The 26,531-nt window shown below is 71.3% G+C and carries 23 protein-coding genes and 1 pseudogene; 6 read left to right on the top strand and 18 right to left on the bottom strand.

Annotated elements, in window-relative coordinates; genetic code table 11:
- Positions 1-86: 86 nt before the first annotated feature.
- From lepB to ftsY, 12 genes are all read right to left on the bottom strand, one after another.
- Entirely contained in the window at positions 87-722 is a 636-nt protein-coding gene (lepB, locus tag AABM36_RS09085; RefSeq protein WP_223110341.1) for a signal peptidase I, read from the bottom strand.
- Between the two features lie 64 nt (positions 723-786).
- The gene (rplS, locus tag AABM36_RS09090; protein WP_012398134.1) at positions 787-1,149 is read right to left on the bottom strand and encodes a 50S ribosomal protein L19; all 363 of its coding nucleotides are present in this window, start codon (positions 1,147-1,149) and stop codon (positions 787-789) included.
- 175 nt (positions 1,150-1,324) lie between these two features.
- A complete protein-coding gene (gene trmD / locus AABM36_RS09095; RefSeq protein ID WP_423445915.1) occupies positions 1,325-2,170 on the bottom strand; it encodes a tRNA (guanosine(37)-N1)-methyltransferase TrmD in 846 nt (281 codons plus the stop codon).
- A 3-nt stretch (positions 2,171-2,173) separates the two neighbouring features.
- Positions 2,174-2,743 (bottom strand): ribosome maturation factor RimM, encoded by a 570-nt coding sequence (rimM, locus tag AABM36_RS09100; protein ID WP_423445917.1) that lies wholly within the window; start codon positions 2,741-2,743, stop codon positions 2,174-2,176.
- Between the two features lie 125 nt (positions 2,744-2,868).
- Positions 2,869-3,111, bottom strand: a complete 243-nt coding sequence (locus AABM36_RS09105; protein ID WP_029603087.1) for an RNA-binding protein — start codon at positions 3,109-3,111, stop codon at positions 2,869-2,871.
- 2 nt (positions 3,112-3,113) lie between these two features.
- Positions 3,114-3,542: a 30S ribosomal protein S16 gene (rpsP, locus tag AABM36_RS09110; RefSeq protein ID WP_019308972.1), complete on the bottom strand. Its 429-nt coding sequence runs from the start codon at positions 3,540-3,542 to the stop codon at positions 3,114-3,116.
- Positions 3,543-3,742: 200 nt separating this feature from the next.
- Entirely contained in the window at positions 3,743-4,660 is a 918-nt protein-coding gene (locus AABM36_RS09115; protein ID WP_423445919.1) for a hypothetical protein, read from the bottom strand.
- Entirely contained in the window at positions 4,657-5,151 is a 495-nt protein-coding gene (locus AABM36_RS09120) for an NUDIX hydrolase (protein WP_191872745.1), read from the bottom strand. Before AABM36_RS09120 ends, AABM36_RS09115 begins: the two co-directional genes overlap by 4 nt.
- A gap of 6 nt (positions 5,152-5,157) precedes the next feature.
- The gene (ffh, locus tag AABM36_RS09125) at positions 5,158-6,723 is read right to left on the bottom strand and encodes a signal recognition particle protein (RefSeq protein WP_423445921.1); all 1,566 of its coding nucleotides are present in this window, start codon (positions 6,721-6,723) and stop codon (positions 5,158-5,160) included.
- A 143-nt stretch (positions 6,724-6,866) separates the two neighbouring features.
- Positions 6,867-7,205 (bottom strand): P-II family nitrogen regulator, encoded by a 339-nt coding sequence (locus AABM36_RS09130; RefSeq protein ID WP_423445923.1) that lies wholly within the window; start codon positions 7,203-7,205, stop codon positions 6,867-6,869.
- Entirely contained in the window at positions 7,202-8,515 is a 1,314-nt protein-coding gene (locus tag AABM36_RS09135) for an ammonium transporter (protein ID WP_423445925.1), read from the bottom strand. The genes AABM36_RS09130 and AABM36_RS09135 overlap by 4 nt, the downstream gene beginning before the upstream one ends.
- A gap of 231 nt (positions 8,516-8,746) precedes the next feature.
- Entirely contained in the window at positions 8,747-9,865 is a 1,119-nt protein-coding gene (ftsY, locus tag AABM36_RS09140; RefSeq protein WP_423445927.1) for a signal recognition particle-docking protein FtsY, read from the bottom strand.
- A gap of 31 nt (positions 9,866-9,896) precedes the next feature.
- Between ftsY and AABM36_RS09145 the strand changes: the two genes are divergently transcribed.
- Together AABM36_RS09145 and AABM36_RS09150 are read left to right on the top strand one after the other, a co-directional pair.
- Complete coding sequence (locus tag AABM36_RS09145) at positions 9,897-11,264, top strand: MFS transporter (protein WP_019308965.1); 1,368 nt, start codon at positions 9,897-9,899, stop codon at positions 11,262-11,264.
- Positions 11,261-11,866, top strand: a complete 606-nt coding sequence (locus AABM36_RS09150) for a hypothetical protein (RefSeq protein WP_019308964.1) — start codon at positions 11,261-11,263, stop codon at positions 11,864-11,866. The genes AABM36_RS09145 and AABM36_RS09150 overlap by 4 nt, the downstream gene beginning before the upstream one ends.
- 47 nt (positions 11,867-11,913) lie before the next feature.
- On the opposite strand, the gene smc is transcribed toward AABM36_RS09150, so the two are convergent.
- Complete coding sequence (gene smc / locus AABM36_RS09155; protein WP_259901635.1) at positions 11,914-15,558, bottom strand: chromosome segregation protein SMC; 3,645 nt, start codon at positions 15,556-15,558, stop codon at positions 11,914-11,916.
- Positions 15,559-15,819: 261 nt separating this feature from the next.
- Between smc and AABM36_RS09160 the strand changes: the two genes are divergently transcribed.
- From AABM36_RS09160 to AABM36_RS09170, 3 genes are read left to right on the top strand one after another with little or no spacing between them, the layout of a single operon-like run.
- On the top strand, positions 15,820-16,845 hold the full coding sequence (locus AABM36_RS09160) for a 3-oxoacyl-ACP synthase III (RefSeq protein WP_102613693.1): 1,026 nt from the start codon (positions 15,820-15,822) through the stop codon (positions 16,843-16,845).
- Positions 16,846-16,871: 26 nt separating this feature from the next.
- Positions 16,872-19,601: an alpha/beta fold hydrolase gene (locus tag AABM36_RS09165; RefSeq protein ID WP_102613692.1), complete on the top strand. Its 2,730-nt coding sequence runs from the start codon at positions 16,872-16,874 to the stop codon at positions 19,599-19,601.
- Positions 19,598-20,995: an NAD-dependent epimerase/dehydratase family protein gene (locus AABM36_RS09170; RefSeq protein WP_311199708.1), complete on the top strand. Its 1,398-nt coding sequence runs from the start codon at positions 19,598-19,600 to the stop codon at positions 20,993-20,995. Before AABM36_RS09165 ends, AABM36_RS09170 begins: the two co-directional genes overlap by 4 nt.
- An 87-nt stretch (positions 20,996-21,082) precedes the next feature.
- Here the strand turns inward: AABM36_RS09170 and AABM36_RS09175 are convergent, their stop codons facing one another.
- From AABM36_RS09175 to AABM36_RS09195, 5 genes and pseudogenes are all read right to left on the bottom strand, one after another.
- Positions 21,083-21,658: a phosphotransferase gene (locus AABM36_RS09175; RefSeq protein ID WP_158596683.1), complete on the bottom strand. Its 576-nt coding sequence runs from the start codon at positions 21,656-21,658 to the stop codon at positions 21,083-21,085.
- Between the two features lie 306 nt (positions 21,659-21,964).
- A pseudogene (locus AABM36_RS09180) lies at positions 21,965-22,135 on the bottom strand (DNA-formamidopyrimidine glycosylase); the annotation flags it as partial.
- A 385-nt stretch (positions 22,136-22,520) separates the two neighbouring features.
- Positions 22,521-23,615 carry a cation diffusion facilitator family transporter gene (locus tag AABM36_RS09185; RefSeq protein WP_082142008.1) on the bottom strand — a complete coding sequence of 365 codons (1,095 nt, stop codon included), beginning with the start codon at positions 23,613-23,615 and terminating at the stop codon, positions 22,521-22,523.
- Positions 23,612-23,983 (bottom strand): ArsR/SmtB family transcription factor, encoded by a 372-nt coding sequence (locus AABM36_RS09190; RefSeq protein WP_047978437.1) that lies wholly within the window; start codon positions 23,981-23,983, stop codon positions 23,612-23,614. Before AABM36_RS09190 ends, AABM36_RS09185 begins: the two co-directional genes overlap by 4 nt.
- Before the next feature lie 121 nt (positions 23,984-24,104).
- A complete protein-coding gene (locus tag AABM36_RS09195) occupies positions 24,105-24,737 on the bottom strand; it encodes a TetR/AcrR family transcriptional regulator (RefSeq protein ID WP_047978438.1) in 633 nt (210 codons plus the stop codon).
- Between the two features lie 165 nt (positions 24,738-24,902).
- On the opposite strand from AABM36_RS09195, the gene AABM36_RS09200 reads away from it, so the two are divergent.
- Entirely contained in the window at positions 24,903-26,468 is a 1,566-nt protein-coding gene (locus tag AABM36_RS09200) for an MFS transporter (RefSeq protein ID WP_047978439.1), read from the top strand.
- Positions 26,469-26,531 lie beyond the last annotated feature (63 nt).

Here is a 26,531-nt window from a genome sequence, read left to right on the forward strand (position 1 = left end):
GCACTGTCCTTCTCTGCGTTCTGACGGTTCCGGGTGCAAGGCGTCAGGAGGCACTGCCGCCCTCACCGACCCCGTGCGGATGCGGTTCACTCCTCGAGGGAGCGGGCCCGGTCCAGCGGCCACACCACTCTCTCGGCCGTGCCCACGATGCGCTCCGTGCGGATCAGGCCACCGCCGGGGGCACCGAGAAGCGAGCGGGAGTCCACCGACACGCTGCGGTGGTCGCCCATGAGCCACACCCGTCCCGGGGGGACCTGCACCGTGAACGGGATGTCCGACGGTGCATCACCAGGGTAGACGTAGTCCTCGTGCTGGGGCTGACCGTTGACCGTGAGCAGTCCCTCGGCGGTGCAGCAGGAGACGGTGTCACCGGCCACCGCGATCACGCGCTTGACGTAGATGGTGTCCGATCCGGTGAGACCGAGCCACTGGCCCACGGTGTCCACCGCCTGCTCGTACCACGGGTCGGTGGAGTGCAGGGGATCCAGGGACCCCCGGCCGTCGAAGACCACGAGGTCTCCCCGCTGGATGTCCTCCTCGGACACGAGCTTGTTGACGAGGACCCGGTCCCCGCCCTCCAGCGTGGGCTCCATGGAGTCGGAGCCCACCCAGTACACGTCCAGCACGAACCCGCGCACGAGCACCGTGACCACGAGCGCGGTCGCGAGGGCGGCGGCAATCACGCGCAGCCACCAGCGCCGGGTGGAAACGGGCCGTCTCACGGCAGAGGACCCGGCAGCTGCCGGGTCCTCCGCGTGTTCCGTGTGCTCAGGCACCCGGTGAGTCCTACTTGCTCGAGGCGCTCGACTCGCGCTTCTCGCGGATGCGAGCAGCCTTGCCGTGACGATCGCGCATGTAGTACAGCTTGGCGCGACGGACGTCGCCGCGGCTCACGAGCTCGATCTTGTCGATGATCGGGGAGTGCACCGGGAAGGTACGCTCCACGCCCACACCGAAGCTGACCTTGCGGACCGTGAAGGTCTCGCGCACGCCGGAGCCCTGACGGCCCATGACGAAGCCCTTGAATACCTGGACACGGGAGCGGTTGCCCTCCACGATGTTCACGTGCACGTTCAGGGTGTCGCCGGGACGGAAGTCGGGGACGTCGTCGCGCAGGGACTTGGCATCAAGCTGATCAAGAATGTTCATGATGTGACTCCTCGTGATCGCCGCAGGTCTCTCACGTGTGGTTCGCGCGCCACCCCGCGGGGTGGACGTGCTCCAGGTACCGGGACAGGACGTGAAGTGGCCGTCCCGGGCGGTGCGCCGTTGGTCGCTCTCCCCCCTGCGGCAGGGGCGTGCCCGACGCACACACAGCCCACCATTATGCCATATCGGACGGGTCCTCCGGCGCGCCCTGCGGCGTGGTCCGATCGCAGCGCCGCCACTGCCCACCGACCACGGTGAACCCCTCCTCGGCCAGCACCGCGAGGTCCGCGCGATCGAGCGTGGCGGGGTCCAGGGCCAGCACCATGTCGGGGCGGCGCCGGGCGGTGCGCACGAGCTGCTGGTCGCGCCGCCAGCGCGCGATCCGCCCGTGGTGCCCGGACAGCAGCGTGTCCGGCACGGTGCGCTCGCGCCACTGCGCGGGCTTGGTGTACACCGGGTACTCCAGCAGCCCGCCGGTGTGCGACTCCTCCGCCAGGGACTCCGGGTTGCCGATCACGCCCGGGATCAACCGGGTCACGGCCTCGACCATCGCGAGCACGGCAACCTCTCCCCCGTTGAGCACGTAGTCACCCAGGCTCAGGGGGCGCACCCGCACCTCGTCCCGCGCCCAGTCGATGAAGCGCTCGTCGATCCCCTCGTAGCGCCCGCACGCGAAGACCAGGTGCTCCTCCTCGGCCAGCTCGTACGCCACCTCCTGGGTGAACACCTCCCCCGCCGGGGACGGCACGACCAGCACAGGGCGCGACGACGCCGCACGGCCGGCTCCCGCACCCGCCCGCACCACGGTCTCGAGGGCCTGCGCCCACGGCTCGGGCTTCATGACCATGCCCGCGCCGCCGCCGTAGGGGGTGTCGTCCACGGTGCGGTGCCGGTCCGTGGCGAACTCGCGGGGGTCGGTGACCTGCAGGCTCAGCAGGCCGTCGGTCACGGCCTTGCCGATCAGGGAGAGCTTCAGGGGCTCCAGGTACTCGGGGAAGATGCTCAGGACGTCGATGCGCACGGTTCAGTCGTCCTCGCCGAGCTCGAGCAGACCGGGGGGCGGGGTCACGAGGACCAGTCCGCGCTCCAGGTCCACCTCCGGGACGATCTCCTCGACGAACGGGATGAGAACGGCACGACCGCCCTTCTCCGGGGTGATCTCCAGCAGGTCCTGGGCACTGCCCTGGATCAGGGCCTTGACGGTGCCGATCCGCGCCTCGTCGCGGGTGAGGTCCACGGCCACGAGGCCCAGGAGGTCGTCCTGGTGCCACTCGTCGTCCTCCAGCGGAAGGTCCGCGACCTCCGCGTAGAGCTCCAGACCGCGGGCGGCCTCGGCGGCGTTGCGGTCGCGGATCTCGTCGAACCGGGCCACGAGGACGTCCTTGTTCCAGCGGTGCCCGCCCACGGTCAGGCTCTCGACCCGCAGGGGCTCGGGGCGGTCGGTGCCCTGACCCCGCCGGCCACCGCGGGCCTGCTGGACGCTCAGCACCGAGCCCGGCGCGAAGCGCGACTGCGGATCATCCGTGAACAGCTCCACGGTCACTTCCCCCCGCACACCGTGCGGCTTGCCGATCCGGGCCACCCGAACGCTCATGTCTTCTCCTCCAGGGACGTCCTGCTGAGTGCTGCACGGTCCGTGTCCGGGGACCGCAGCCGGTATGCACACGGCCCCCGTTCCCCTCGGGAGGGAACGGGGGCCGTGACGAGTGGTGCGTCCGCTCAGCGGCGGCGGTCGGTGTCGACCACGTCCACGCGGACGCTCTCGCCGGAAGCCAGTGCCGAGACGACGGTGCGCAGGGCCTTGGCCGTGCGTCCCGAGCGTCCGATCACGCGACCCAGATCATCCGGGTGCACGCGCACCTCGAGCGTCTCGCCGCGGCGGTTGTCGCGGGAACGCACCGAGACATCCTCGGGGTTGTCCACGATGCCACGGACCAGGTGCTCCAGGGCTTCCGCGAGCATGCTCACTCTGCCTTCTCGGCGTCGTCCTCTGCGGGAGCGGCGTCCTCGGCGGGTGCCTCCTCGGCCTTCTCAGCCTTGGGGGTGATGGCCTCGGGAATGATCACGGAGCCGTTGTCCGGGGCGACGAACGGGGTCTTGCCCTCGGGCTGCTTCAGCGTGCCCTCGGCACCCGGCAGGCCCTTGAACTTCTGCCAGTCGCCGGTGATCTTCATGAGAGCGAGCACGGCCTCGGAAGGCTGCGCGCCCACACCGAGCCAGTACTGCACGCGATCGGACACCAGGTTGATGTACGAGGGGTTCTCGGTCGGCTGGTACACGCCGACCTCCTCGATCACGCGACCGTCGCGCTTCTTGCGGGAATCGACGACGACCACGCGGTAGCGGGGATCGCGGATCTTGCCCATACGCTTGAGACGAATCTTGACTGCCACTTGTGTGGTTACTCCTGTTTCGAATGGAATCGGTCACCGCACACGCCGGCCCGTGGGGCGGGCAGCACGTGGGTTTCCTGTGGACACGAAGTCACGCGCGGTGAGAGGGTCCGCACGGTTCGAGTACCCGTCCATTGTGCCACAGCTGTCAAACCGGGCGGCGCACGCGGTGGCGGGACACGAGTGGGGTGACGGAGCGCTCAGCGCTTCCTGCGCGAGCGGACGGACGCCCACAGCGCGGCCTGCAGGGCGGCGTCGGACAGCATGAGTGCGGAGGCCGAGCCGAGCACCCTGGCACCGCGTCCTCCCCGAGCGGCCAGACCGGCCAGCCCCGCTCCGAGCGCGGCTTCCGCGCCACCCAGGGCGAGCAGCAGTCCCGGTCGGCGGACGTAGGCCCGCTGGAGGCGGGAGAGCACGTCCGAGCCGCTGGGCTCGACGCTCGCGGCGTCCAGCACGGACAGCGCCGCGGGACGGGGCTCGTGGTGGGTGACGCCGTCCAGCTCCGAGACCTCCCGCTGGCCCTCCACGATCTTCGCGGCGACCGCGGGCAGCCCGAGCAGCTGCAGCACGGACTCCAGCAGAAGGGCCGAGCTCGGGGTGCGGGCGTAGTTCTCCAGCCGTGCCGTCTGGGCGGGATCGAGGTCGCACAGGGACGCAATGCTGGCCGCGGCCGTGAGGTTGTCCCCGGGAGCCGACGCCGCGGCGTCGCCGTCCGTGCCACGGGCCTCGGGGGTCTCGTCCGGTCCTGAGGCGTCACGCGCGCCTGCCAGCAGCTCTGCCACGGAGTCCTCCTGGACGGCGGGCCAGCGCAGCGTGGTGGACTCCTCGAGCTCCGCGAACTGGGCGTACCAGTCTCGACGGGCATCGAGCGAGGCCACGGGCGGGTAGACACGCAGCGCGCGTGAGCTGCCGTCCGAGTCCAGGCGCACGGCGATGCTGCGCGGATCCCCCGCGGCGGCCAGCGCAGCAGGCTCCGCACCCTCCGGAAGCAGCACCGCGGACCAGCCGTCCCGTGAGACGGCGGTGAAACCGATGCCGAGGGCGGACGCCACGAACGGGAGCTCGGGAGCGTCCGCGCGCACGAGCACCACGGTGCGCGGTGCGGGCCGCTCGGTCATGAGCGGGAACCCCCGTGCATCACGCGCTCCACCACGGTGCCGGCCTCGAGGGCCTCGATGGCGGCCCGCAGGTGCTCGGCCATCCCGGCGGGCATGACCGTCTCCAGGTCCTCGGGTGCCACCCAGCGGTAGGAGAGCAGCTCCTCCTCCTGCACGGTGATCGGGGTGTCGGACGGGATGGTGCCGCCGTCGTAGAGGAACGAGACCGAGTCCCCCCACATGCCCATGGCCACGCCGTGGCTCACGGCGATCAGCCGACCCTCGGGAAGGTGCAGTCCGACCTCCTCGACCACCTCGCGGAAGCACCCGGTGCGCGGGTCCTCCCCCGCCTCCACGGTGCCGCCGGGCAGGGTCCAGCCGTCCTTGTAGTTGGGTTCCACCGCGAGCACCCGGCCGTGCTCGTCACGGATGACCGCGGCGGAGGCCAGCCGCCGGGTGGGCAGCGTGGCGATGAACTCGCGCAGCTCGTCGTCGGGGAGGTATGAACCCATGGATGCCTACTTTCCGAGGAACTTCTCGAAGCCCTTGGGCAGGTTGAGCGACTCGGCGTCCAGGTCCTTGCCCTGCCCGCCGAACGCGCTGCCCGTGGCGGCCGGTTTCTTCCCGGACGCGAGGGCCGCCTGCTCCTGCGCGCGCTTGGCCGGGTTGCCAGAGCGCGAGCCCTTCTTCTTGGCCTTGCCCTTCTTGGCGGCACCGCCGCGGCCCATGCCGGGGATCCCTCCGGGCATGCCGGGGACGCCCTGCCCGGAGGCCAGACGCTTCATCATCTTCTGGGCCTGGGCGAAGCGCTCCATGAGCTGGTTGACCTCGGAAACCGTGACGCCCGAGCCGCGGGCGATGCGCGCGCGGCGGGAGCCGTTGATGATCTTGGGGGCCACGCGCTCGTGCGGCGTCATGGAGCGCACGATGGCCTCCACGCGGTCGATCTCCCGCTCGTCGAAGTTCTCCAGTTGCTCCCGCATGCCGGCGGCGCCGGGCATCATGGAGAGCATCTTCTTCATGGAGCCCATCTTGCGCAGCTGCTGCATCTGCGCCAGGAAGTCCTCGAACGTGAAGTCCTCCTGGTCGGTGAACTTCTTGGCCATGCGCTCGGCCTCGGTCTTGTCCCACTGCCGCTCGGCCTGCTCGATGAGCGTGAGGACGTCACCCATGTCCAGGATGCGGGAGGCCATGCGGTCCGGGTGGAACTGCTCGAAGTCCCGCACGCCCTCGCCCGTGGACGCGAACATGATGGGCTTGCCGGTCACCGCGCGCACGGACAGCGCCGCACCGCCGCGGGCGTCGCCGTCCAGCTTGGAGAGCACCACGCCGGTGAAGTCCACGCCCTCGTCGAAGGCCTTGGCGGTGTTGACGGCGTCCTGACCGATCATCGCGTCGATCACGAACAGGACCTCGTCCGGGTCCACGGCGTCGCGGATGTCCCGCGCCTGGTTCATCAGCGCCTGGTCGATGCCCAGACGGCCGGCGGTGTCCACGATCACCACGTCGTAGAGCTTGGAGCGGGCGAAGTCCACACCGTCCCGGGCCACCTTCACGGGGTCACCCGTGGGGTCGTCGAACTCCGAGGTGGCGCCGGGCTCCGGGGCGAACACGGGCACGCCCGCGCGCTCCCCCACGACCTTCAGCTGGGTCACCGCGTTGGGGCGCTGCAGGTCGGAGGCCACGAGCACGGGCTTGTGCCCCTGGTCCGTGAGCCACTTGCCCAGCTTGCCGGCCAGGGTGGTCTTGCCGGCACCCTGCAGGCCCGCGAGCATGATCACGGTGGGACCGGACTTGGCCAGGTTGATCCGGCGGGTCTCGCCACCGAGGACGTTCTGCAGCTCCTCGTTGACGATCTTCACGACCTGCTGGCCGGGGTTCAGCGCCTCGGAGACCTCCGCGCCGAGCGCGCGCTCCTTGATGACCGCGGTGAACTCCCGCACCACGGGCACGGCCACGTCCGCCTCGAGCAGGGCGCGGCGGATCTCCCGCACGGTGGCGTCGATGTCCGCCTCAGAGAGCCTGCCCTTGCCGCGCAGGTTCTTGAACGTTGCTGTGAGCCGGTCGGACAGTGAATTGAACACGGGGAGGTCGCTGCTTTCCTCGGACGACGGATGATTCGGTGTCCCAGGTTAGCAAGCGTTGCCGCACCCGGGGGCACCGCGAACGCGCACGGAACCCGGCTCCGCGGGTGCGGGGCCGGGCTCCGGTGCGTTGCGCGCGGGGCTCAGAGCGCGACGTCGTCCCGCTCCCCGGTGCTCACGCGCACCGCGTGCTCCACGGGGGTGACCCACACCTTGCCGTCCCCGGGTTCACCGGTGCGGGCGGCACCGACGACCACCGTGACGATCTCCTGGGCCTCGGCGTCCTCCACGACCGTCTCGATGCGGACCTTCTCCAGCAGGTCCACGGAGTACTGCGCGCCCCGGTACACCTCCCGGTGCCCGCGCTGCCGGCCGTAGCCGTGCACGGTGAGCACGGTCATCCCCTGCACCCCGTAGCTCTCCAGGGCGTCCTTGACGTCACTGAACTTCTCGGGGCGCACCACTGCGGTGACGAGTTTCACGAGTTGCTTCCTTTCACGGGGACGGGAGCCTCGGCGGTGCCGGGCAGTGGGCGGTGGGTGCCGTGGCCGGCGAACGAGCCGGTGGCCTCGTCCTTGAGCGAGTACGCGGACTCCGCGTGCTGCGTGAGGTCCACGCCGATGATCTCGTCACGGCGCGTGATGCGCAGCCCCATGGTGGCCTTGAGCACCAGTCCGATCAGCAGCGTGAGCACGCCCGTGTAGAGGGCCACGAACACCGTGGCCGCGAGCTGCGAGCCCATGAGGCCCCAGCCGCCGCCGTGGAACAGGCCCGCGCGTCCCTCGGAGGGGATCGCCAGGAATCCCAGCGCCACCGTGCCCACGATGCCCGAGACCAGGTGCACGCCGCACACGTCCAGGGAGTCGTCCAGCCCGATCCGGTACTTGAACCCCACAGCGAGCGCCGAGAGCACCCCGGCCACGGCCGAGAGCCCGATCGCACCCAGGGGGGTCACGTTCGCGCACGCCGGGGTGATCGCCACCAGACCGGCGACGACGCCCGAGGCCGCCCCGAGCGACGTCGCGTGGCCGTCCCGGACCCGTTCGGTGAGCAGCCAGGCCAGCATGGCGGCGGCCGGGGCCACCAGCGTGTTGGTCCAGATCAGCGCGGCCTGCTCCACGGTGGTGGCGGCACCCGCGTTGAAGCCGAACCAGCCGAACCACAGGATGGCCGATCCCAGCATCACCAGGGGCAGGTTGTGGGGGCGCTGCCCGGAGTCCCGGCCGAAGCCGCGGCGAGCGCCGATCAGCAGGATGAGCACGAGGGCCGCGATGCCCGCATTGATGTGCACGGCCAGGCCTCCCGCGAAGTCGATGGGCTCACCGAAGATCCGCCCCAGGGCGCCCTCCTCGGAGAACAGGCCGTCCCCCCACACCATGTAGGCCAGGGGGAAGTAGACCAGGGTGACCCACACGAGCGTGAACACCACCCACGTGCCGAAGCGCGTGCGGTCCGCGATCGCGCCGGAGATCAGCGCCACCGTGATGATGGCGAACGTCACGGAGAAGTCCGAGGCGAGCAGGTCCTCCGTGCCGAGGAGACCCTGCAGCCCCACGTGCGCGAACGGGTTGGCCGTGAGCCCACCCAGCACGGGGTCACCGCTGAGCATCGAGGCTCCCCACAGCACCCACACGACCCCCACCACGCCGAGGGCCGCGAAGCTCATCATCATCATGTTCAGCACGCCCTTGGCCCGGGTCATGCCTCCGTAGAACAGTGCGAGCCCCGGGGTCATGAAGAACACGAGCCCCGCTGCCACCACCATCCACACGTGTCCGGCGGTTAGTTCCACCCGGATCACCTCGTCCCTGTCTCGTGCGAGCACATCCTTTGCGCTTCCGGGGACCAGTCAACGGCTCCCGTGTTACCGACGGGTTCGCCGGGGCGTAACGGTTGTGTTTCAGCTCACCCGGTGATGTTGCGGGCGCGTAAACGCTCGCGCGCGTCACCCGGCGGAACGGGAACGGCGCCCGCCCCGGGAAGGGAGCGGGCGCCGTCGTGGTCCGCGGACGGGTAGAGCGCGTCAGTCGATGATCGCGTCCACGAACTGCTCGGCGTTGAACGGGGCGAGGTCGTCCGGGCCCTCCCCCAGGCCGATGAGCTTGACGGGCACGCCGAGCCCGCGCTGGATGGCCACCACGATGCCGCCCTTGGCGGTGCCGTCCAGCTTGGTGAGCACGATGCCGGTGATGTCCACGGCCTCGGCGAAGACCCGTGCCTGGGTCATGCCGTTCTGGCCGGTGGTCGCGTCGATGACGAGCAGCACCTCGTCCACGGCGGCGGGCTTCTCGATCACGCGCTTGACCTTGCCGAGCTGGTCCATCAGTCCGGCCTTGTTCTGCAGCCGGCCGGCGGTGTCCACGAGCACGACGTCCGACTCCTGCTCGATCCCGGCCTGCACGGCGTCGTACGCCACGGAGGCGGGGTCCGCGCCCTCCTGCTCGGAGCGCACCGTGGGCACGCCCACGCGGGCACCCCAGGTCTCGAGCTGGTCCGCGGCGGCGGCGCGGAAGGTGTCCGCAGCGCCGAGCATGACGTCCTTGTCCTCGGCCACGAGCACGCGGGCCAGCTTGCCCACGGTGGTGGTCTTGCCCACGCCGTTGACGCCCACCACGAGCACCACAGCGGGCTTGCCGGGAGCGGACTCGGTGCGCAGGGAACGGTCCAGGGTGGGGTCCACGAGCGCGAGCATCTCCTCGCGCAGCATGGTCTTCAGCTCCGCGGGGTCCTTGGTGCCGTCCACGCGGACGCGCTTCTTGAGGTTCTCCACGAGCTCCAGGGACGCGTCCGTGCCGAGGTCCGCCATGAGCAGCGTGTCCTCGATCTCGTCCCACGTGTCCTGGTCGATGCGCTCCCGCGAGAGCAGCACGAGCAGTCCCTTGCCGAGAACGTTGTTGGACTTCGCGAGCCGACCGCGAAGACGCGCCAGCCGACCGCGCGCGGACTCCGGGCGCTCCAGGGTGCTGACGGGGCGGTCCTCGACCACCTCGCCCTCGTCCAGACCCGGGACGTCGTCAAGGTCCCGGGTGCCCTGGTACCCGCCCTTCGGGGCCTTGGGTTTGCGCAGCAGCAGCACGCCGAACACCACGAGCAGCACCACCACCGCGGCGGCAATCACGATCCACATCAGTTCAGGAGTCATCACCCGTCTAATCTCCCATAAACTGCCAGGCGTGTCCCACCCCACGCCCCGCTCTCCCGGCTCCTCCGGCTCTTCCAACGACGACGCCGCACGGCACCTCCCGGGCCCTTCTCCCCTCCCGCACGCCCCGGGTTCTGACGCCCCGGCACCGGACGCCTCCGCGCCCGCCGCGCCCACGGTGCAGAAGGTCCCCGAGCCCATCAAGGTCCTGATCGCGGCGGCCTTCGTGATCGCCCTGGGCTACGGCCTCGTGGCCCCGGTGCTTCCGCAGTTCGCCGCGAGCTTCGGGGTGGGTGTGGCGGCGTCCTCCGCGGTGATCAGCGCCTTCGCCCTGTGCCGGCTCGTGTTCGCGCCCGCGAGCGGTGCGGTGGTCAACCGGATCGGCGAGCGCCCCACCTATCTGATCGGGCTGATCGTGGTGGCCCTGTCCTCCGCGGCCACCGCGTTCGCGCAGACCTACTGGCAGCTGCTCGTGTTCCGGGGGCTCGGCGGGATCGGCTCCACCATGTTCACGGTCTCCGCCATGGGCCTGATCGTGCGGCTCGCCCCGCGGCACATGCGCGGGCGGGTGTCCGGCTACTACGCCACGGCGTTCCTGCTGGGCGGGATCCTGGGCCCGGTGCTCGGCGGCTTCCTGGCCGGGCTGGGAATGCACGCACCGTTCCTGATCTACGCGGGCGCCCTGGTCGTGGCGGTGCTCGTGGTGTGGCTGCGGCTCAGGGACGAGACCCTCGGGGCCAAGCGGACCGGTGCCGCCCAGCCACCCATGCGGGTCCGCGACGCGCTCGACGCCGGCGCCTACCGTGCCGCGCTCGCCTCCAGCTTCTCCACGGGGTGGACGGCCATGGGCGTGCGCGTGGCACTCGTACCGCTGCTCGCGGCCCAGGTGGTGGGCGAGGGGCCCGCCGTGGCCGGACTGGCCCTCGCACTGTTCGCGGTGGGCAACGCCGCGGCGCTCACGGTCACGGGGCGCCTGACCGACCGGCTCGGCCGCAAACCCCTGGTGCTCACGGGTCTGGTGGTGTGCGGGCTCGCGACCATCGGCGTGGGCTTCAGCACCTCCGTGGTGGCGTTCGCGGTGCTGTCCCTGCTCTCCGGTGTGGGCTCCGGAACGCTGAACCCCGGCCAGCAGGCGGCGGTGGCGGACGTGATCGGCCCGGACCGGGCGGGCGGCAAGGTGCTCTCCCGGTATCAGATGTGCGCGGACGCCGGCCAGATTGCGGGCCCGGTCATTGCCGGTGCGCTGGCGGACGCCGCAGGCTTCGGCTGGGCCTTCGGTGTGTCCGGGGCGCTCATGCTGCTCGCCGCACTCGCGTGGCTGCCGGTGCGGGAGACGCTGCCGGAGACCGCCCTGTCAGAGGCGCGCCGACCCCGTCCAGGCGGGACGGACGGCAGATGACGAGGTCGGGGAAACCGTCCCCGCGCCACAGTGCGCTGATCCGCTTCCTCGTGATGTTCGTCGTCACCCTGGTGCTGAACGGTGTCCTGAAGGAGCTGCGCAACCGGGGCATCCTCACCACCCCGATGCTGTTCGGACTTCTTGCGGTCGTCCTGCCGGGTGTCTGGGTCCTCCTCCGCCACTGGTGGCTTCCCCGCGTTTCCCGTGCCCGTCCGCAGCACGAGCGGATTGTCACGGAGGCCCGCTGGGCGTCTCCCCTGGCACCCGGGGCCGTGATCGAGCGGCTGCGGACGGAGTTCGTCGCCCCGGAGTTCCGGACGGTCGCCACGGAGTCGGCGTTGCACATCGCCACGGGCTCCGACGAGACCTTCCGGTGGCGGGGTGCGGGGTCGATGAAGGGCTGGGAGGCGTTGCCACTCGCCGTGGACCTCGTGCTCACCGCCTCTCCGACCGGGTGCGGCATCGTGGCGCTGGCCCGGGACGATCTGGGGTGGTACGAGAAACCCCCGGAGTTCTTCGTGGAGAACGAAGTTCTGCGTCGCGGCGCGGCCCTCATCCGTCGCGCACGGGCCGTCACCGAAGCCCCGACCACAGACGGCTGACGTGATGGCCGCCAGGGCGACCGGGCGGCGTCGTCCGCGGGGACCGACTAGCGCAGCTCCGAGAGCTGCTGACCCACCACCAGGCTCACCCCGTCCCCGCGCATGGACACCCCGTAGAGGGCGTCCGCGATCTCCATGGTGCGCTTCTGGTGGGTCACGATGATCAGCTGCGAGCTCTCCTTGAGCTGCTCGAAGATGGTGAGCAGCCGGCCCAGGTTGCGGTCGTCCAGGGCGGCCTCCACCTCGTCCATCACGTAGAACGGGGACGGCCGGGCCTTGAAGATGGCCACCAGCAGCGCCAGTGCGGTCAGCGAGCGCTCTCCGCCCGAGAGCAGGGACAGCCGCTTGATCTGCTTTCCCGCGGGGCGCGCCTCCACCTCCACGCCGGAGTTGAGCAGGTCGTCCGGGTCCGTGAGGCGCAGCCGCCCCTCACCCCCGGGGAACAGGGTGGCGAACACGGACACGAACTGCTCGGCGGTGTCCCGGTAGGCCTCCGCGAACACCTCCTCCACGTGCTGGTCCACCTGGCGGATGATGTTGCGCAGGTCCGTGCGCGAGTTCTTGACGTCCTCCAGCTGGGTGACCAGGAACTTGTGCCGCTCCTCGAGAGCCGCGAACTCCTCGAGTGCGAGCGGGTTCACCTTTCCCAGGGCCTTGAGCTGCTTCTGGGCCCGCTGCAGACGGGTCTCCTGCTCCTCGCGGCGGAACGGGGTGCCGGGATCGGTCATGCTCGGCAGGGCGAGCTGCACGGAGCCGCCGGACTCCTCCGCGGTCTGGGCGGCCCCGATCGCGGCGTCCGCGTCCGGGACCGGCAGGTGGGGACCGTAGTGGTCCACCAGGAAGTCTGGCGTCATCCCGAGCTCCTCGAGAGCGGTGGCCTCCAGCCCCTCCAGCCTGGCGCGGCGCTGCGCGAGGTCCAGCTCCGCGCGGTGCAGCTTCTCCGTGAGCTCGGCGAGCTCCGCCCCCACGCGGTCACGCTCGGTGCGCAGCCGCTGGGCGGCCTCGTCCAGCCCGGCGCGGCGCGTCTCGATCTCGTCCCGCTCAGCAGCGGCCTCCCTGGCCGATGCCTCCGCGGACTCCCGAAAGTGCGCGGCGGCGGTCTCGACGGCACGCGCCACCGCGGCCTGCACCCGGCGCCGCTCGGCACGCCGGGCCGCTTCCGCGCGTGCCGCGCGCTCGGAGCGCGCGGCACGTGCCTGGGCCTCCGCCCGGGACACGATGTGACGGTGCTGCTCCTGGAGCCCGCGCAGCGCGAGCCGCGCCTGCGTCTCGGCCTCCCGGGCCGCCTTGGCCCGCGCCTCGGCCCGGTTGCGCTCGGCGGCGGCCTCGAGCTGCTCGCGTTCCAGGCTCTCCTCGTCGCCGGTCTCCACGGCCTCCGCGCGCCGCAGCGCCTCGTCCAGCTCGACGGCGCGCCGGGCGAGCCGTTCCTCGGCGGTCGTGAGCACCTCCCGGCGCCGCGCCAGCTCGGAGTCCGCCGACGATGCCGTGGCCTCCGCCCTGCTCGACGCCGCACCTGCCGCGGCGGCGTCCTTCTGCGCACGCTGCAGGTCCCGGGTGGCCTCGCGCGCCTCCTGGACGGCGGCCGCGCTGTCCTGCTCGGCACTCCGGGCGGCCTCCGCGGCGCGCCGCGCCGCCGTCTCCAGAGCGGCAGTCTCCGCCTCGGCCTGGTCGAGCAGCGCCATGATCTCGAGGTTGCCCGCCGCCTCCGTGGCGCCGCCCTGCACGCGGTGCCCGCCGTAGACGTCCCCGTCCCGGGTGACCACGCGCACGCCGCGACCCGCGCTGCCGAGGGCGCGGGCGGCGTCGAGCACGGTGAGTGCGGCGGAGGCGTCCGGGACCAGGACCGTGGTGGCCAGCTCGGCACGCACGGCGGCCAGCACACGGTCCGCGGCCGCGGCGTCGTCCGTCACCGCGGCGGACAGCACCTCCCGCGCGAGAACGCAGCCCTCGGGCAGCGGGAGCTCCGGGGGCTCGGACGCGTGGGCCTCGTCGGCGACCAGCAGGTGCACCCGCCCGGAACCGGCATCAGCGAGGTGGGCGAGGATCCGTGCGGCGCCCGTGTGGGAGGCCACCGCGAGCGCGTCGGACCACGGCCCCAGTGCGGCGGCCACCGCGCGCTCCCATCCGGGGGCCACGCGCACGGAGCGGGGGACGTCCCCGAGCACGGGCACCACGTCCGCCACGGAGGCGGAGCCGTCCGGCTGGCGCAGGGACTGCCGAAGGGTGTCCACCCGCACTGTGTGGGTGTGCAGCTCGCTCGCGGTCTCCTGCCGCCGGGTGTCCGCCGCGCGGGACAGCGCGCGGGCGGCGTCTGCCCTCTCCTCGGTGTCACGGGCGCGCTCGGCGGCCTGCTCGGCCCGGGCCGTCGCGCTCTCGGCGGCCTCCTGCAGGGAGGAGGTCTCCAGACGGGCCCGCTCCGCGCGCTCCACCACGTCCGAGATCTCCCGGCGCACGCGGTCCACGTCCGCCTCGGCCGAGCCCACCCCGGAACGCGCCGCGGTCACGGCGGCCGCGAGCCGCGCCTGGCCCGCGCGCCGGTCCGCGGCCTGCCGCACGAGCTCCGCCGAGCGCTTCTCGGCGGCCCGCGCCGCGTCCTCGGCCTCGGCACGGGACTGCTGGGCGCGTTCCAAGCCCTTTTGGGCCTCGGTGACCCGCTCGGCCAGCTGTTCTGCCTCCGCACGGGTGCGCGCGGCCTGCTCCTCCAGGGCGTCCGCGTCCCGTCCCTGCGCGGGGGCCTCCTCGGTGCTGCCCAGCAGCCGACGCCGCTCCTGGGCCAGGGTGGCCAGGGCCCGGTAGCTGTCCCGCACCGTGCTCAGCTCGTACCAGCTCGTGCGCGCCTCGTTCAGTGCCGGAGCGGTGCGGGCGGCGGCCGCCTCCGTCTCCTGCAGCCGACGGGCGAGCTCCGCCGTGGTCCTCTCCAGCTCGTCACGGCGCTCCCGCGCGGCCGCTCCGGCGCCCTCGTCCGCCTCCATCCCCGCGCGGGCCGCCACGACGTCGTCCGCGAGCAGCCGGGCGCGGGCGTCCCGCACGTCGTACTGGATGCGCTGGGCCTTCCGGGCCGTGCGGGCCTGGCGCCCCAGCGGCGTGAGCTGGCGCTCGATCTCGCCGGTCAGGTCCTCCAGCCGGTCCAGGTTGGTCTGCACCGACTCCAGCTTGCGGAGGGTCTTCTCCTTGCGGCGGCGGTGCTTGAGGATCCCGGAGGCCTCCTCGATGAACCCGCGGCGGTCCTCCGGGGTGGCCTGCAGGATCCGGTCCAGCTGGCCCTGGCCCACGATCACGTGCATCTCGCGGCCCAGCCCCGAGTCCGAGAGCAGCTCCTGGATGTCCAGCAGGCGGCACGAACGGCCGTTGATCGCGTACTCGGAGCCGCCCGAGCGGAACAGGGTGCGCGAGATGGTGACCTCGGAGTACTCGATCGGCAGGGCGCCGTCGGCGTTGTCGATGGTCAGGGACACGTGCGCGCGGCCCAGAGCGGAGCGGGCGGAGGTGCCCGCGAAGATGACGTCCTCCATCTTGCCGCCGCGCAGGGACTTGGCCCCCTGCTCCCCCATGACCCACGCGAGGGCGTCCACCACGTTGGACTTGCCGGAGCCGTTGGGGCCCACCACGGCCGTGACACCCGGTTCGAAGTGGAACGTGGTGGCGGAGGCGAAGGACTTGAAACCACGCACGGTGAGGGTCTTTAAGTGCACGCGGGGGAACTCCTGTGGTCGGCGGGGGTGACCCCTGAGTCTACCCGGCGACCGGTCCGCGACCCCGGTCCGGAAACGGGTGGCGCGGTGCGGGTGGCGCACCGGCCCGGGAGCGCGGCGGCGGGCGCGGGGCGCTGATGGTGCTGTCAGATTGGGCCGCTAGACTGGGCCGGTCCAGCCCGCTTGTTCACCCGAGCGCCGAGGTCCATCACACGATCGATTCCTTGACGGTACGGGTGGCGTCTGATCGAAAGCGCCACATTGACCGGTAACTCCACCATCAGAAACCGAAACGCCGCCGTCCTGTCGGTGACCAGGACGGAAGCGGACGTGGTGATCCCCTCCACCCGGTTCGATGAGGAGTTGGCCCACACGTTCAAGCGGCTGCGGCTTCCCAAGGGGCTTCTGGAGCGCCTTGCGGGCATCAAGGAGCGCCGCGGCTGGGCACCCGGCCGCCACTTCACGGACGGCGCCACCGAGGCCGGGCAGGCGGCACTGGAGCAGTCCGGGATCCGGCCCGAGCAGATTGGGCTGTTCATCAACGCCTCGGTGACCCGCGACAACTACGAGCCCGCGGTGGCCGTGGGCATCCACGAGCGCCTGGGCCTTCCCAGCTCCGCCCTGAACTTCGACATGACCAACGCGTGCCTGGGCTTCGTCAACGCCCTCACCGTGGCGTCCTCGATGATCGACGCCGGTGCCATCGAGTACGCGCTCGTGGTGGCGGGCGAAGACCCCTCCCCGTGGCACGAGGCCGCGATCGCCCGGCTGCGCGAGGACGACATCACCCGCGAGCAGGTGGTCCAGGAGTTCGCCACCCTGACCCTGGGCTGCGGTGCCGCGGCCGCCGTGGTGGGTCCCGCGGACCGCCACCCGGACGGCCACCGGATCGTGGGTTCCGTGACCCGTGCCGGCACGGAGTTCAGCCGGCTGTGCATCGGCGGCGGGGACGGGATGTTCACGGACGCCACCGGGCTGCTCAACCACGGTGTGGGCCTCGTGGTGGAGGCCTGGCTGGACGCGGAGCGCGACGGCTGGGACTGGCGGGACATGGACTCCTACGTCACCCACCAGGTGTCCAACTCCCACACCAACAAGCTCATCGAGGACATGGGCATCGACGCCGCCAAGGTGCCCCTCACGTTCCCCTACTGGGGCAACGTGGCCGCCGCCGCGCTGCCCATGACCCTGGCCCTCGAGGCCGAGCGGCTGGAGCCCGGGGCGCGCGTGCTGTGCCTCGGCGTGGGCTCCGGTCTGAACACCACGCTCATGGAGATCGCCTGGTGAGCGCCCCGCACCCCGCAGGAGGATCCGTGTCCCCGCAGCACTCCGGCGCCGAGCGCCTGCCCTTCACCGAGACCCCCCTGCCGGGCATCGACCCCGCGTGGTCCACGGTACTCACCGTGGCCTCCACCGCCCCGGTCGAACCGGTGGCCGGGCGCAGGCGCCGATGGCACGTGCTGGACAACCGCGAGCAGCTCGAACGGGCGGGGCTGCGCCCGCGCGGCGTCATCCTGGCCGTGCACGGCAACCCCACGTGGTCCTACCTGTGGCGGGACGTGCTGCGTGCCGCGGCTCACCCGCAGCGCCCCTGGCGCGTGGTGGCCGTGGACCAGCTGGACATGGGCTTCTCCGAGCGCACGGGACTCTTCCGCCGCCTCGAGGACCGCGTGCACGACCTCGGCGACCTCACCGCCGCCCTCGGACTGGACGACGCCGCGCTGCCGGTGGTCACGCTCGCCCACGACTGGGGCGGGCTGATCTCCCAGGGCTGGGCCCAGGAACACCCCGCCATCCACGCGGCCACCGTGCTGACCAACACCGCGGTGCACCACGACAACGCCGAGCCCATCCCCTCCGCGCTGCGCCTGGCGCTGAACAGGGCGGTGCACGAGCCCCTGACCTCCGGGAGCACGGCGTTCCTGGACACCACGCTCGCACTGTGCGACCCGGCGGCCTCCAAGGAGGTCAAGCGCGCCTACAAGGCCCCCTACGGCTCCCGGGAGCGCCGCGAGGGCATCGCCCACTTCGTCGCGGACATCCCCGCCCCCGAGGACCACCCGTCCCACGCCGCCTACGAGCGGATCGCTGGGCGGATGAGCGCGCGCGAGGTCCCCACGCTGCTGCTGTGGGGCACCGGGGACCCGGTCTTCCAGCAGCGCTACCTGGACGACCTCATGCGCCGCGCCCCGCACGCGGACGTGCACCGCTTCGAGGGCGCCAAGCACCTGCTGCCCGAGGCCCGGGACATCGCCACCCCGCTGTTCACGTGGCTCGAGGAGCGCTTCGGGGACGCCGAGCCCGTCGTCGAGACCCACCGCGAGCAGCGGGCCCGCGGCCGCGCCGCGTTCGTGCCGTTCTTCGCGGAGCTGGACGCGCGGCGTCGTGACGGCTCCCCCGCCGTGGTGGACATGGGTCCGGTGGCCGCCACCGTGGACGGTTCCGCCCCCGCACTGGACGTCGAGCGCAGCGTGAGCTGGGCGCAGCTCTCCGCCTCCGTGGACCAGCTGGCCGTGGCGCTGCTGCGCACCGGGGTGCGTCCCGGGGACCGTGTGAACCTCATGGTGCCGCCCGGGTCCATGCTCACCACCCTGATCTACGCGTGCCTGCGGATCGGCGCGGTGATCGTGGTCGCGGACCAGGGGCTCGGGCGCAAGGGCCTGACCAGGGCGCTGCGCGGCTCCTCCCCGCGCTGGTTCATCGGCATCCGCAAGGCCCTCGTGGGCGCGCGCGCCCTCGGCTGGCCGGGCACGCGGATCGCCGCGGACGCCCTGGACCCGGTGTCCAAGAAGCTGCTGGGCGTGGCCCACACGGTGCCCGAGCTGATGGACTCCGTGACCACGGTGAACCCGGACGAGATCCCCGCCGTGGACCCGGACGCCGAGGCCGCCGTGCTGTTCACCTCCGGCTCCACCGGCCCCGCCAAGGGCGTGGTGTACACGCACCGGCAGATGGCCGGGATGCGCGACACCATCCGGGACACCTACGGGCTGCGCGCGGGCACGGGCCTCGTAGCGGGCTTCGCGCCGTTCGCCCTGCTGGGCCCCGCCCTCGGCGCGGCCTCGGTGACCCCGGACATGGACGTCACCAGCCCCAAGACGCTCACCGCCCGAGCGCTGGCCGAGGCCACCATGGCCATCCACGCGAGCGCCGTGTTCGCCTCCCCGGCCGCGATCGCCAACGTACTCGCCACCGCGGACGAGCTCTCCCCCGCCGAGCGGGACGCCCTGGCGCGGGTGGAGCTGATGCTCTCCGCGGGCGCCCCGATCCCCGAGGAGCTGCTGACCCGGCTGCAGGAGCTCATGCCCGCCGCCGAGCTGCACACGCCCTACGGGATGACCGAGGCGCTGCCGCTCACGGACGTCAGCCTGGACGTGATCCGCGCCGCCCGCGAGGACGCCCAGGCGGGCGTGGAGGGCGCCGGGGGCGGCGTGTGCGTGGGCACCCCCGTGGAGGGTGCCGAGCTGGGTGTACTGCCCCTGCGCGCGGACGGTTCCGTCTCCCCGGAGATCGTCACCACCCCGGGCGTCACCGGTGAGATCGTCGCCCGGGCACCCCACGCCAAGGACCACTACGACCGGCTGTGGATCACCGAGCGCGCCTCGGACGAGACCCCAGGCTGGCACCGCACGGGCGACGTCGGGCACTTCGACGCGCGCGAGCGGCTCTGGTACGAGGGCCGGCTGGCCCACGTGATCACCATGTCCGGCGGCCCGGTCTCCTCGGTGGCCGCCGAGCACGCCGCGCAGACGGTGCCCGGCGTGGGCCGCGCCGCCGTGGTGGGTGTGGGCCCCGCGGGCTCCCAGTCCGCCGTGGCGGTCGTCGAGACCGATCCGCCGGCGAGTGCCCCGGCCCTGGCCTCCGCCGAGCTGAGCGAGCGCGTGCGCGCCACCGTGGAGTTCGCCACGGGCCTGCCCGTCAGCGCCGTGCTGGTGATCCCCGAGCACCCCACCGACATCCGTCACAACTCCAAGATTGACCGAGCCGAATTGAGTGACTGGGCCGAGCGCGCCCTGGCCACCGGAAAGCTGAGTGCACTGTGAGCGACGATCCCCGCGACACCTCCGCGCAGCCCGGGCGCACCGGGCGCCACCGCGCTCCGGCCGCCGACGACGCCGCCCGCCCGGCTGCGGCGTCCCGGCCCACCTCCTCGGCGTCCTCTCCGTCGTCCGAGCCGTCCGCCCGGCCCAGCTCCCCGGACGCCGGCGACGCCGGCTCCGTGCAGACCGCGGACCCGGACCGCGGCGGTGCCACGGTGACCCACGGCGAGCTCGACGGCACGGGCCGCACCGTCCTGGTGACGGGCGCGTCCGGGATGCTCGGCGGCGACGTCGCCCGCGTGCTGCTCGCGCGCGGCTGGAAGGTGCGCGTGTTCCAGCGCGGCCACGCTCCCGTGGCGGAGCGCGAGGGCGTGGACGAGGTGCTCGGCTCGGTGACCGATCCCGAGGACGTGGCCCGCGCGCTGGACGGCGTGGACGACGTCGTGCACCTGGCCGCCAAGGTCTCCTTCACCGGGGACTGGTCCGAGTTCGTGCGCGTCAACGTCACGGGCACGCGCATCCTGCTGTGCCAGGCGCAGAACGCCGGGGTGAAGAACGTGGTGTTCGTGTCCTCCCCCTCCGTGGCCCACACCGGGGTCTCGATCGAGGGCGCGGGTGCGGAGCCCGCGGACCCGCAGAAGGCGCGCGGCAACTACGCCCGTTCCAAGGCCGCGGCCGAGCTGCTGGCCCTGAGCATGGACGGGCAGCGGGACCTCAAGGTGGCCGCCGTGCGTCCGCACATCGTGTGGGGCCCCGGGGACACGCAGCTCGTGGAGCGCGTGGCGGACCGTGCGGCCGCCGGGCGCATGCCCAACCTGGACCACGGTGCCGCGATGATCGACACCACGTACATCGACAACGCCTCCGAGGGCATCGTCCGGGCGCTGCAGCGCATCGACCACGTGCACGGCCGGGCCCTGGTGCTCACCAACGGCGAGCCGCGCCCCGTGGGCGAGCTGATCGCCCGGATGTGCCAGGCCACCGGCTCCCCCGCGCCCACCCGATCGGTCCCGGGCAAGGCGGCACGCCTCGCGGGACGCGTGATCGAGACCGTGTGGCCGCACCTGCCTGCCAAGCTGCGCGCGGGCGACGGCGAGCCGCCCATGACCGAGTTCCTCGCCGAGCAGCTGTCCACCGCGCACTGGTTCGACCAGCGCGAGACCCGTGAGCTGCTGGACTGGACGCCGTCCGTGAGCCTGGACGAGGGCTTCTCGCGCCTGGCCGCGTACTACCAGGACCACCCGCGCCCGCACCAGCACACCGGTTCGGTCTCCCTGGAGCGCGTGGAGGACGTCGCGGACGAGCAGCGCGCCCGTGCGGAGGACTCCTCCGTGGCCTCTGACCGCACGACCGGCAATGCCACCACGGACCTGCAGAGCGTGCGCTCGGTGCACTGAGCCCCGCCCACGGACGGTGCCCCGGGCCCACCCGGGGCACCCTGGGCGAGGTTCCAGAGTTCCCTGTAGTACCCGATGCGCTGCGGATCAGGCTCGACCCCCGTAGGCCCTCCAGAAGACGGACTTGTCGTAGGCGCGGTAGTTCCAGGCCAGGGACATGGACATGACGGACAGATCGGCCCACCGATCCGCCACTCCAAGGCGTCCAAGGTCGACGTGGGCGAGGAACGACCCGTCCCTCGCGGGCAGCGTGTTCGGGGCACAGGGGTCTCCCTGGCAGAGGACCAGCCGATCAACATCCGGAGCATCACCGAGAACTCGCGCGTCAGCACCCGCCAGGCGGATCCGGGAGTCGACGTCCCACGCGAAGGGGCAGTCGTCAACGGCCACGTCGTGCAGTTCACGCAGTCCGGTGCCGAGGGCCTGCAGCGCTGTGTCCGGGTGCTCCCGCCATCGTGCTGAGACCGCAGACTCGCCGGGCAGAGCTTGAGTGAGAAGCACCTTCTCGCCCCCGTCGGCGATGAGCTCCACCACGGTGGGCGCAGGGTGGCGGCCCTGTATCCACCGCATCCGCTCCGCCTCGTCCACGAGCGACTCCCCCGACCCGGACGGATTCCACTTGGCGTAGACGTCGGCCGGGCTCCCGGGACCACCGCTCGCCACGGCGAACGTCAGACCGCCGACCCCGTTCTGTCACACCGCGCTGGCGCACGCCTCGGAGAGACCGCGGGCAGCCAGGACTCTGCGCAGGAGATCGGGCAGCGCCGGGTTGACCGGAGGCGGCCCGGCAAGATCGGAGGGAACACCCATGGCTCACAGTCTGCCGGACACACCAGGGGTCACGGAGGAGAACCGTTTTGACGGGCCATGGCACCGCGCCCGTGGACAGCGCAGGCAACCACGGCATGAACGGCTCGCCGAGGAGTCCCGCTCGATCAGGGGTGAGCGGGTGCTCGTGGGTGGGCCTCCTCAGACCCGCGCCCGCCGCGGCTTCCTCTGGCACCGAGAGCACCGGTACGAGGAACGGTTCGCGAACTGCTCGCGCACGATCACGCCGTCCAGGCCCGCAGCCTCGCAGCGCGGGCACGGCTGCCCGGCCCGGCCGTAGGCGTTGAGCGACCGTGAGAAGTACCCCGACTCGACAAGTTTGTGACGTTCACTCACAAGCGAGTCGAGTCGCCAGTCGACTCGCGAATGAATCGGCACTCGACTCGCACTCCCAATCCAGCAGGGCAGGACGCGTTGAAGACCATGATACTGAGGTGAGTCGCCGGGGTGGTCCGGGCGCTTCAATGGAGGCATTCGGCCGCGGCGGCGACGTCGAGCCACTCCTCTTCGGGCGTCGGCGCTCCTCCAGATCTTCAACACCTGCCGGTCGTCGCCTCCTGTAGCCCGCCTTGGACGCTCGCCCTAACTGGACAGTTTTCTGAGACCGGCCCTCGCATGATCGCGGGGCATCGGTCTCGTCTCGAGAAGGAGATGCATACGAGCCGCTCCTAAACGACCAGCCGCATGACGGAGCCAGTCACCGCCAGACCGGGGCCACTCGGACAGACATCTCATCCACATTCGGCATGTGCTGCTTCACCGAACTCTCCGCCTCCGCGGCCAGCCGGTCGGCGTCGGAGAGGCTCGTCGCGGAGGTGCGGACGAGCGCGTCGCCATGGAGCCTGTGCCCGACCCAGCGCATCCGCACCCGTTCCACCGACTCGACCTCGGCCAGATGCTCCAGGGCGTGCTCGGCGCGGTCGACGAGCTCCGGCTCGACGCCATCCATCAGCCGTCGGCCGACCGAGCGCACGGTACCGACCAGCAGCACCGCGATCATGGCCGAGATCAGCAGGCCTACGATCGGGTCGGCGAGCGGGAAGCCGAGCAGCACGCCGATCCCGCCGGCCACGACGGCCAGAGAGGTGAATCCGTCGGTGCGGGCGTGGATGCCGTCTGCGACCAGGGCGGCCGAGCCGATCTTCCTGCCCACGCGGATGCGGTAGACCGCGACCGCCTCGTTGCCGAGGAAGCCGATGATGCCGGCGGCGATCACCCAGCCGATGTTCTCCATGGGCCTGGGGTTGAGCATGCGGTCGATCGCCTCCCAAACGGCGATGACTGCCGACAGGGCGATCATCAGGACGATGAACAGCCCGGCGAGGTCCTCGGCCCGGTTGAAGCCGTAGGTGTACTTCCGCGTGGCGACCCGACGGGACAGCACGAACGCGATCCACAGCGGCACCGCGGTCAGGGCGTCGGAGAGGTTGTGGATCGTGTCGGCCAGCAGCGCTACCGATCCGGAGAACGCGACGACGGCGGCCTGCAGCACGGTCGTTGCCAGCATGAGCACCAGGCTGATCTTCAGCGCGCGGATTCCCTCGGAGTGGGCTTCCATCGCGTCGTCGATCGAGTCGGCGGCGTCGTGGGAGTGCGGGACGAAGATCCCGTACAGGAAGCCCTTGAACCCCGTCGGGTGGGAGTGACCGTGCTCGCCGTGGTCATGGGAATGGCCATGACCGTGCGTATGCCCGTGGTCCTGGCCGTGATCACGATCCGCGTGATCGTGCGCGGACGCTCCGCTCTCCTGCTCGTGGTCAGCGTGCGGATGGGCGTGGCTGTGCTCCGTCATGCTTCTGCTCGTTCCTCGTGGTGGTGTGCCGGGACCTGCCCATTGGCGACAGAGTGCTCGGCCTGGAAGATCGCGTCGGACACCAGCTGGGAGGCGTGCTCGTTCTCCAGCCGATAGAACACCCGCTGCCCCTCCTGCCGGGTCGACACGATCCGGGCCATCCGCAGCTTCGCCAGGTGCTGCGACACCGCGGCCGGCGACTTGCCCACGCTCTCGGCGAGGTGGTTCACCGACAGCTCGTCGCTGCGACGCAGCGCGAGGACGATCCGGACTCGGGTCGCGTCGGCGAGGAGCCCGAACACCTCGACGGCAAGTTCCACGTACTGACTGTCGGGGTCGAGCCCGCATATCTGCTTATCTGCGTCCATACACAGATTATTGCATACTCGAACGTAAGTGCGCATCGATGAGTGCCCCACGAGACGCCACCGGCCGCCCCACGTTCGGCTCGCGAGGACGACGAATTGCCCTGGCCGGCGATTCGGCGGGTCAGTTGTGATCGTTGGCAGCGAAGGCAGAGTGCAGAGTGGCGACGATGACGCGAGCCGCGTCATCACGGTCGAGTCGACCGGCGGTGACCTCCTCGGCTGCGGCGTTCATCGTGAGGTGGGTGACCGCGAGCAGCCAGCCGACCGGCAGGTCCGCACGGAAGACCCCTTCGCGCTGGCCGCGCTCGAGAAGGCTCCTCAACCGGGCTTCGGCCTTCTCATGCATCTCGCGGATGCGGGCCGGCTGCAGTTCGCGCTGAGCCACCACGAGCACGGCGCGGATGCGCTCCAAGAGCATCCAGCTCGAGGTGATCAGGGCTTCGAACGCCTCGCCTGGATCACCGTCGAGGGGCACGTCGGCCAGGACGGCCTCCGCCCCTTCCAGGCCGTCGACGAGGGTTGCATCGATGAGCTCGGCCCGGGTTTTGAAGTGCCCGTAGAGGGTCATCCGGCCGACGCCCGCCTCGGCGGCGATGTCTGCGACGGAGGCATCGGGATCCTTCCGGAGCGCGTCCGGCGTCGCCGCGAGGATCTTCGCCCGGTTGCGCTGGGCGTCGGCCCGCTGGTTGGCCGTCTTTCCTCGACGCACCGGCTGCTGTCCACCAGCGCCGGTCGCACCCTTACCGTTCGGCATGCTCCACCTCTAACTCGTACGGGAATATACGAGCTAGTATAGCGGTTGGATGTCGTACACCAATGATCGACTTCGGTTAAGGGCACCTCGCCCGTGACACCCCTGTCGAGAACGAAAGGACCAATGCAGCCATGAGAACGACGATGCAGAACAAGGAGGTGCGCCATGTCTGAGACGAATGCACCCGCACCCAGGACCGGGCCGAAGCAGTGGTGGGGGCTCGCGGTCCTCGTGATTCCGTCGACCCTGCTGTTCATGATGCTGACGATCCTGTTCCTGGCGGCCCCGAACATGGCTGCCGACCTGAACCCGACGAGCGCACAACTGCTGTGGATCCTCGACATCTACGGGTTCGTCATGGCCGGATTCTTGGTCGCTATGGGCGTTCTCGGCGATCGGATAGGCAAGCGGCTGCTCATGGTGATCGGCGCGGTTCTCTTCGGGATCGTGTCCATCGCTGCAGCGTTGACGACCAGTCCCGAGCTGATGATCGCCTGGCGCGCCGTCCTCGGCGTGGGAGGAGCCATGATGCTTCCGTCCACGCTGGGACTGATCTTCGTGCTCTTCGCCGACCCGAAGGCTCGGGGTGTCGCGATCGGTGTGTGGGCCGGCGGGATCTCCGCCGGCGTCGCCCTTGGACCGCTTCTGTCCGGGCTGCTGCTCGAAGCCTTCGGCTGGCAGGCGACGTTCCTCGTCGCGGTGCCCGTGATGGCACTGGTGGCCATCGGCGCGCCGCTTCTGCTGCCCGAGCACAAGGATCCGAGTGCGAAGATCGATCTGTTCAGCGCACTGCTCCTGGTCGCGTCGCTGCTGGCCATCATCTACGGTGTCAAACGCCTCGCGACCCAGGAGCCGGCCGGTCCGTCAATCGGCCTGTTGATCGCCGGAGCACTGGTCGGGATGTGGTTCGTGATTCGGCAGCTGCGTGCGCAGCAGCCATTACTGGACGTGCGCCTGTTCGCCAATCGCACCGTCAGCGGGGCACTTGCGGTGTTCCTGCTCTCGGCCGCGGCGCTGGGCGGGGTGTACTCGCTGTTCACCCAGTACCTGCAGCAGGTCCAGGGGCTTTCGCCCATGCAGGCTGGGCTGTCGATTCTGCCCGCCGCGGCGGTCCTCATCGTGGTCTCGACCCTCTCGCCCATGCTCGCCCGCAGATTCCGGCCAGGGAACGTGATCGCCGTCGGGTTGCTCACCCAGGTCGTCGGCTACGTCCTGTTCGCTCAGCTCGATGCCGGTACCGGTCTTGCGCTGGTGATCGCGAGCTTCGTCGTCACCTACCCCGGGGTCGCGCCGTCCATGGCGCTGACCACGGACCTGGTGGTGAGTTCGGTCCCGCCGGAGAAGGCCGGCGGTGCCTCCGGGCTCGCGACGACCGTCAACGACCTGGGCATCTCACTCGGTGTCGCGGTCATCGGCAGCATCGGGATCGCCGCCTATCGCAGCCAGATCAGCGACTCCTTGCCCGATGGGCTGCCACCGGAGGCGGCGGCCGCGGCCGAGACCGGGATCGACGGGGCCATCGCCACCGCCGGACAGCTGCCGGGCGACGTCGGAGAGGCACTGACGACCGCGGCCCAGCAGGCGTTCACCAGCGGACTGAACGCCGCTGGGATCACCTCCGCGATCATCGCCGCCCTTGCCGCGCTCATCGCCGCGATCGGTCTGCGGCACATCCGCCCCACCGGGCAGGCTCACGTCGACGCCGAGAAGGAGCCCGCTCAGGAGTCGTGACGCATCCTCGACCGTTCGTGTCCGGCGGACGGATGAGTCCGCCGGACACGAACGCCGACACCC

Origin of the sequence: Kocuria sp. KSNUG, assembly GCF_049532735.1 — a bacterium.
Lineage (GTDB): Bacteria > Actinomycetota > Actinomycetes > Actinomycetales > Micrococcaceae > Kocuria > Kocuria rhizophila.

Excerpts from the sequence above, each read along its gene's own strand:
- AABM36_RS09195 (WP_047978438.1), bottom strand. The coding sequence starts at position 24,737 with ATGCCGAACGGTAAGGGTGCGACCGGCGCTGGTGGACAGCAGCCGGTG.
- rimM (WP_423445917.1), bottom strand. The coding sequence starts at position 2,743 with ATGAGCGTTCGGGTGGCCCGGATCGGCAAGCCGCACGGTGTGCGGGGG.
- AABM36_RS09185 (WP_082142008.1), bottom strand. The coding sequence starts at position 23,615 with ATGACGGAGCACAGCCACGCCCATCCGCACGCTGACCACGAGCAGGAG.
- AABM36_RS09120 (WP_191872745.1), bottom strand. The coding sequence starts at position 5,151 with ATGGGTTCATACCTCCCCGACGACGAGCTGCGCGAGTTCATCGCCACG.
- rplS (WP_012398134.1), bottom strand. The coding sequence starts at position 1,149 with ATGAACATTCTTGATCAGCTTGATGCCAAGTCCCTGCGCGACGACGTC.
- AABM36_RS09150 (WP_019308964.1), top strand. The coding sequence starts at position 11,261 with ATGACGAGGTCGGGGAAACCGTCCCCGCGCCACAGTGCGCTGATCCGC.
- AABM36_RS09200 (WP_047978439.1), top strand. The coding sequence starts at position 24,903 with ATGTCTGAGACGAATGCACCCGCACCCAGGACCGGGCCGAAGCAGTGG.
- AABM36_RS09105 (WP_029603087.1), bottom strand. The coding sequence starts at position 3,111 with ATGCTCGCGGAAGCCCTGGAGCACCTGGTCCGTGGCATCGTGGACAAC.
- AABM36_RS09115 (WP_423445919.1), bottom strand. The coding sequence starts at position 4,660 with ATGACCGAGCGGCCCGCACCGCGCACCGTGGTGCTCGTGCGCGCGGAC.
- ftsY (WP_423445927.1), bottom strand. The coding sequence starts at position 9,865 with ATGACTCCTGAACTGATGTGGATCGTGATTGCCGCCGCGGTGGTGGTG.
- AABM36_RS09190 (WP_047978437.1), bottom strand. The coding sequence starts at position 23,983 with ATGGACGCAGATAAGCAGATATGCGGGCTCGACCCCGACAGTCAGTAC.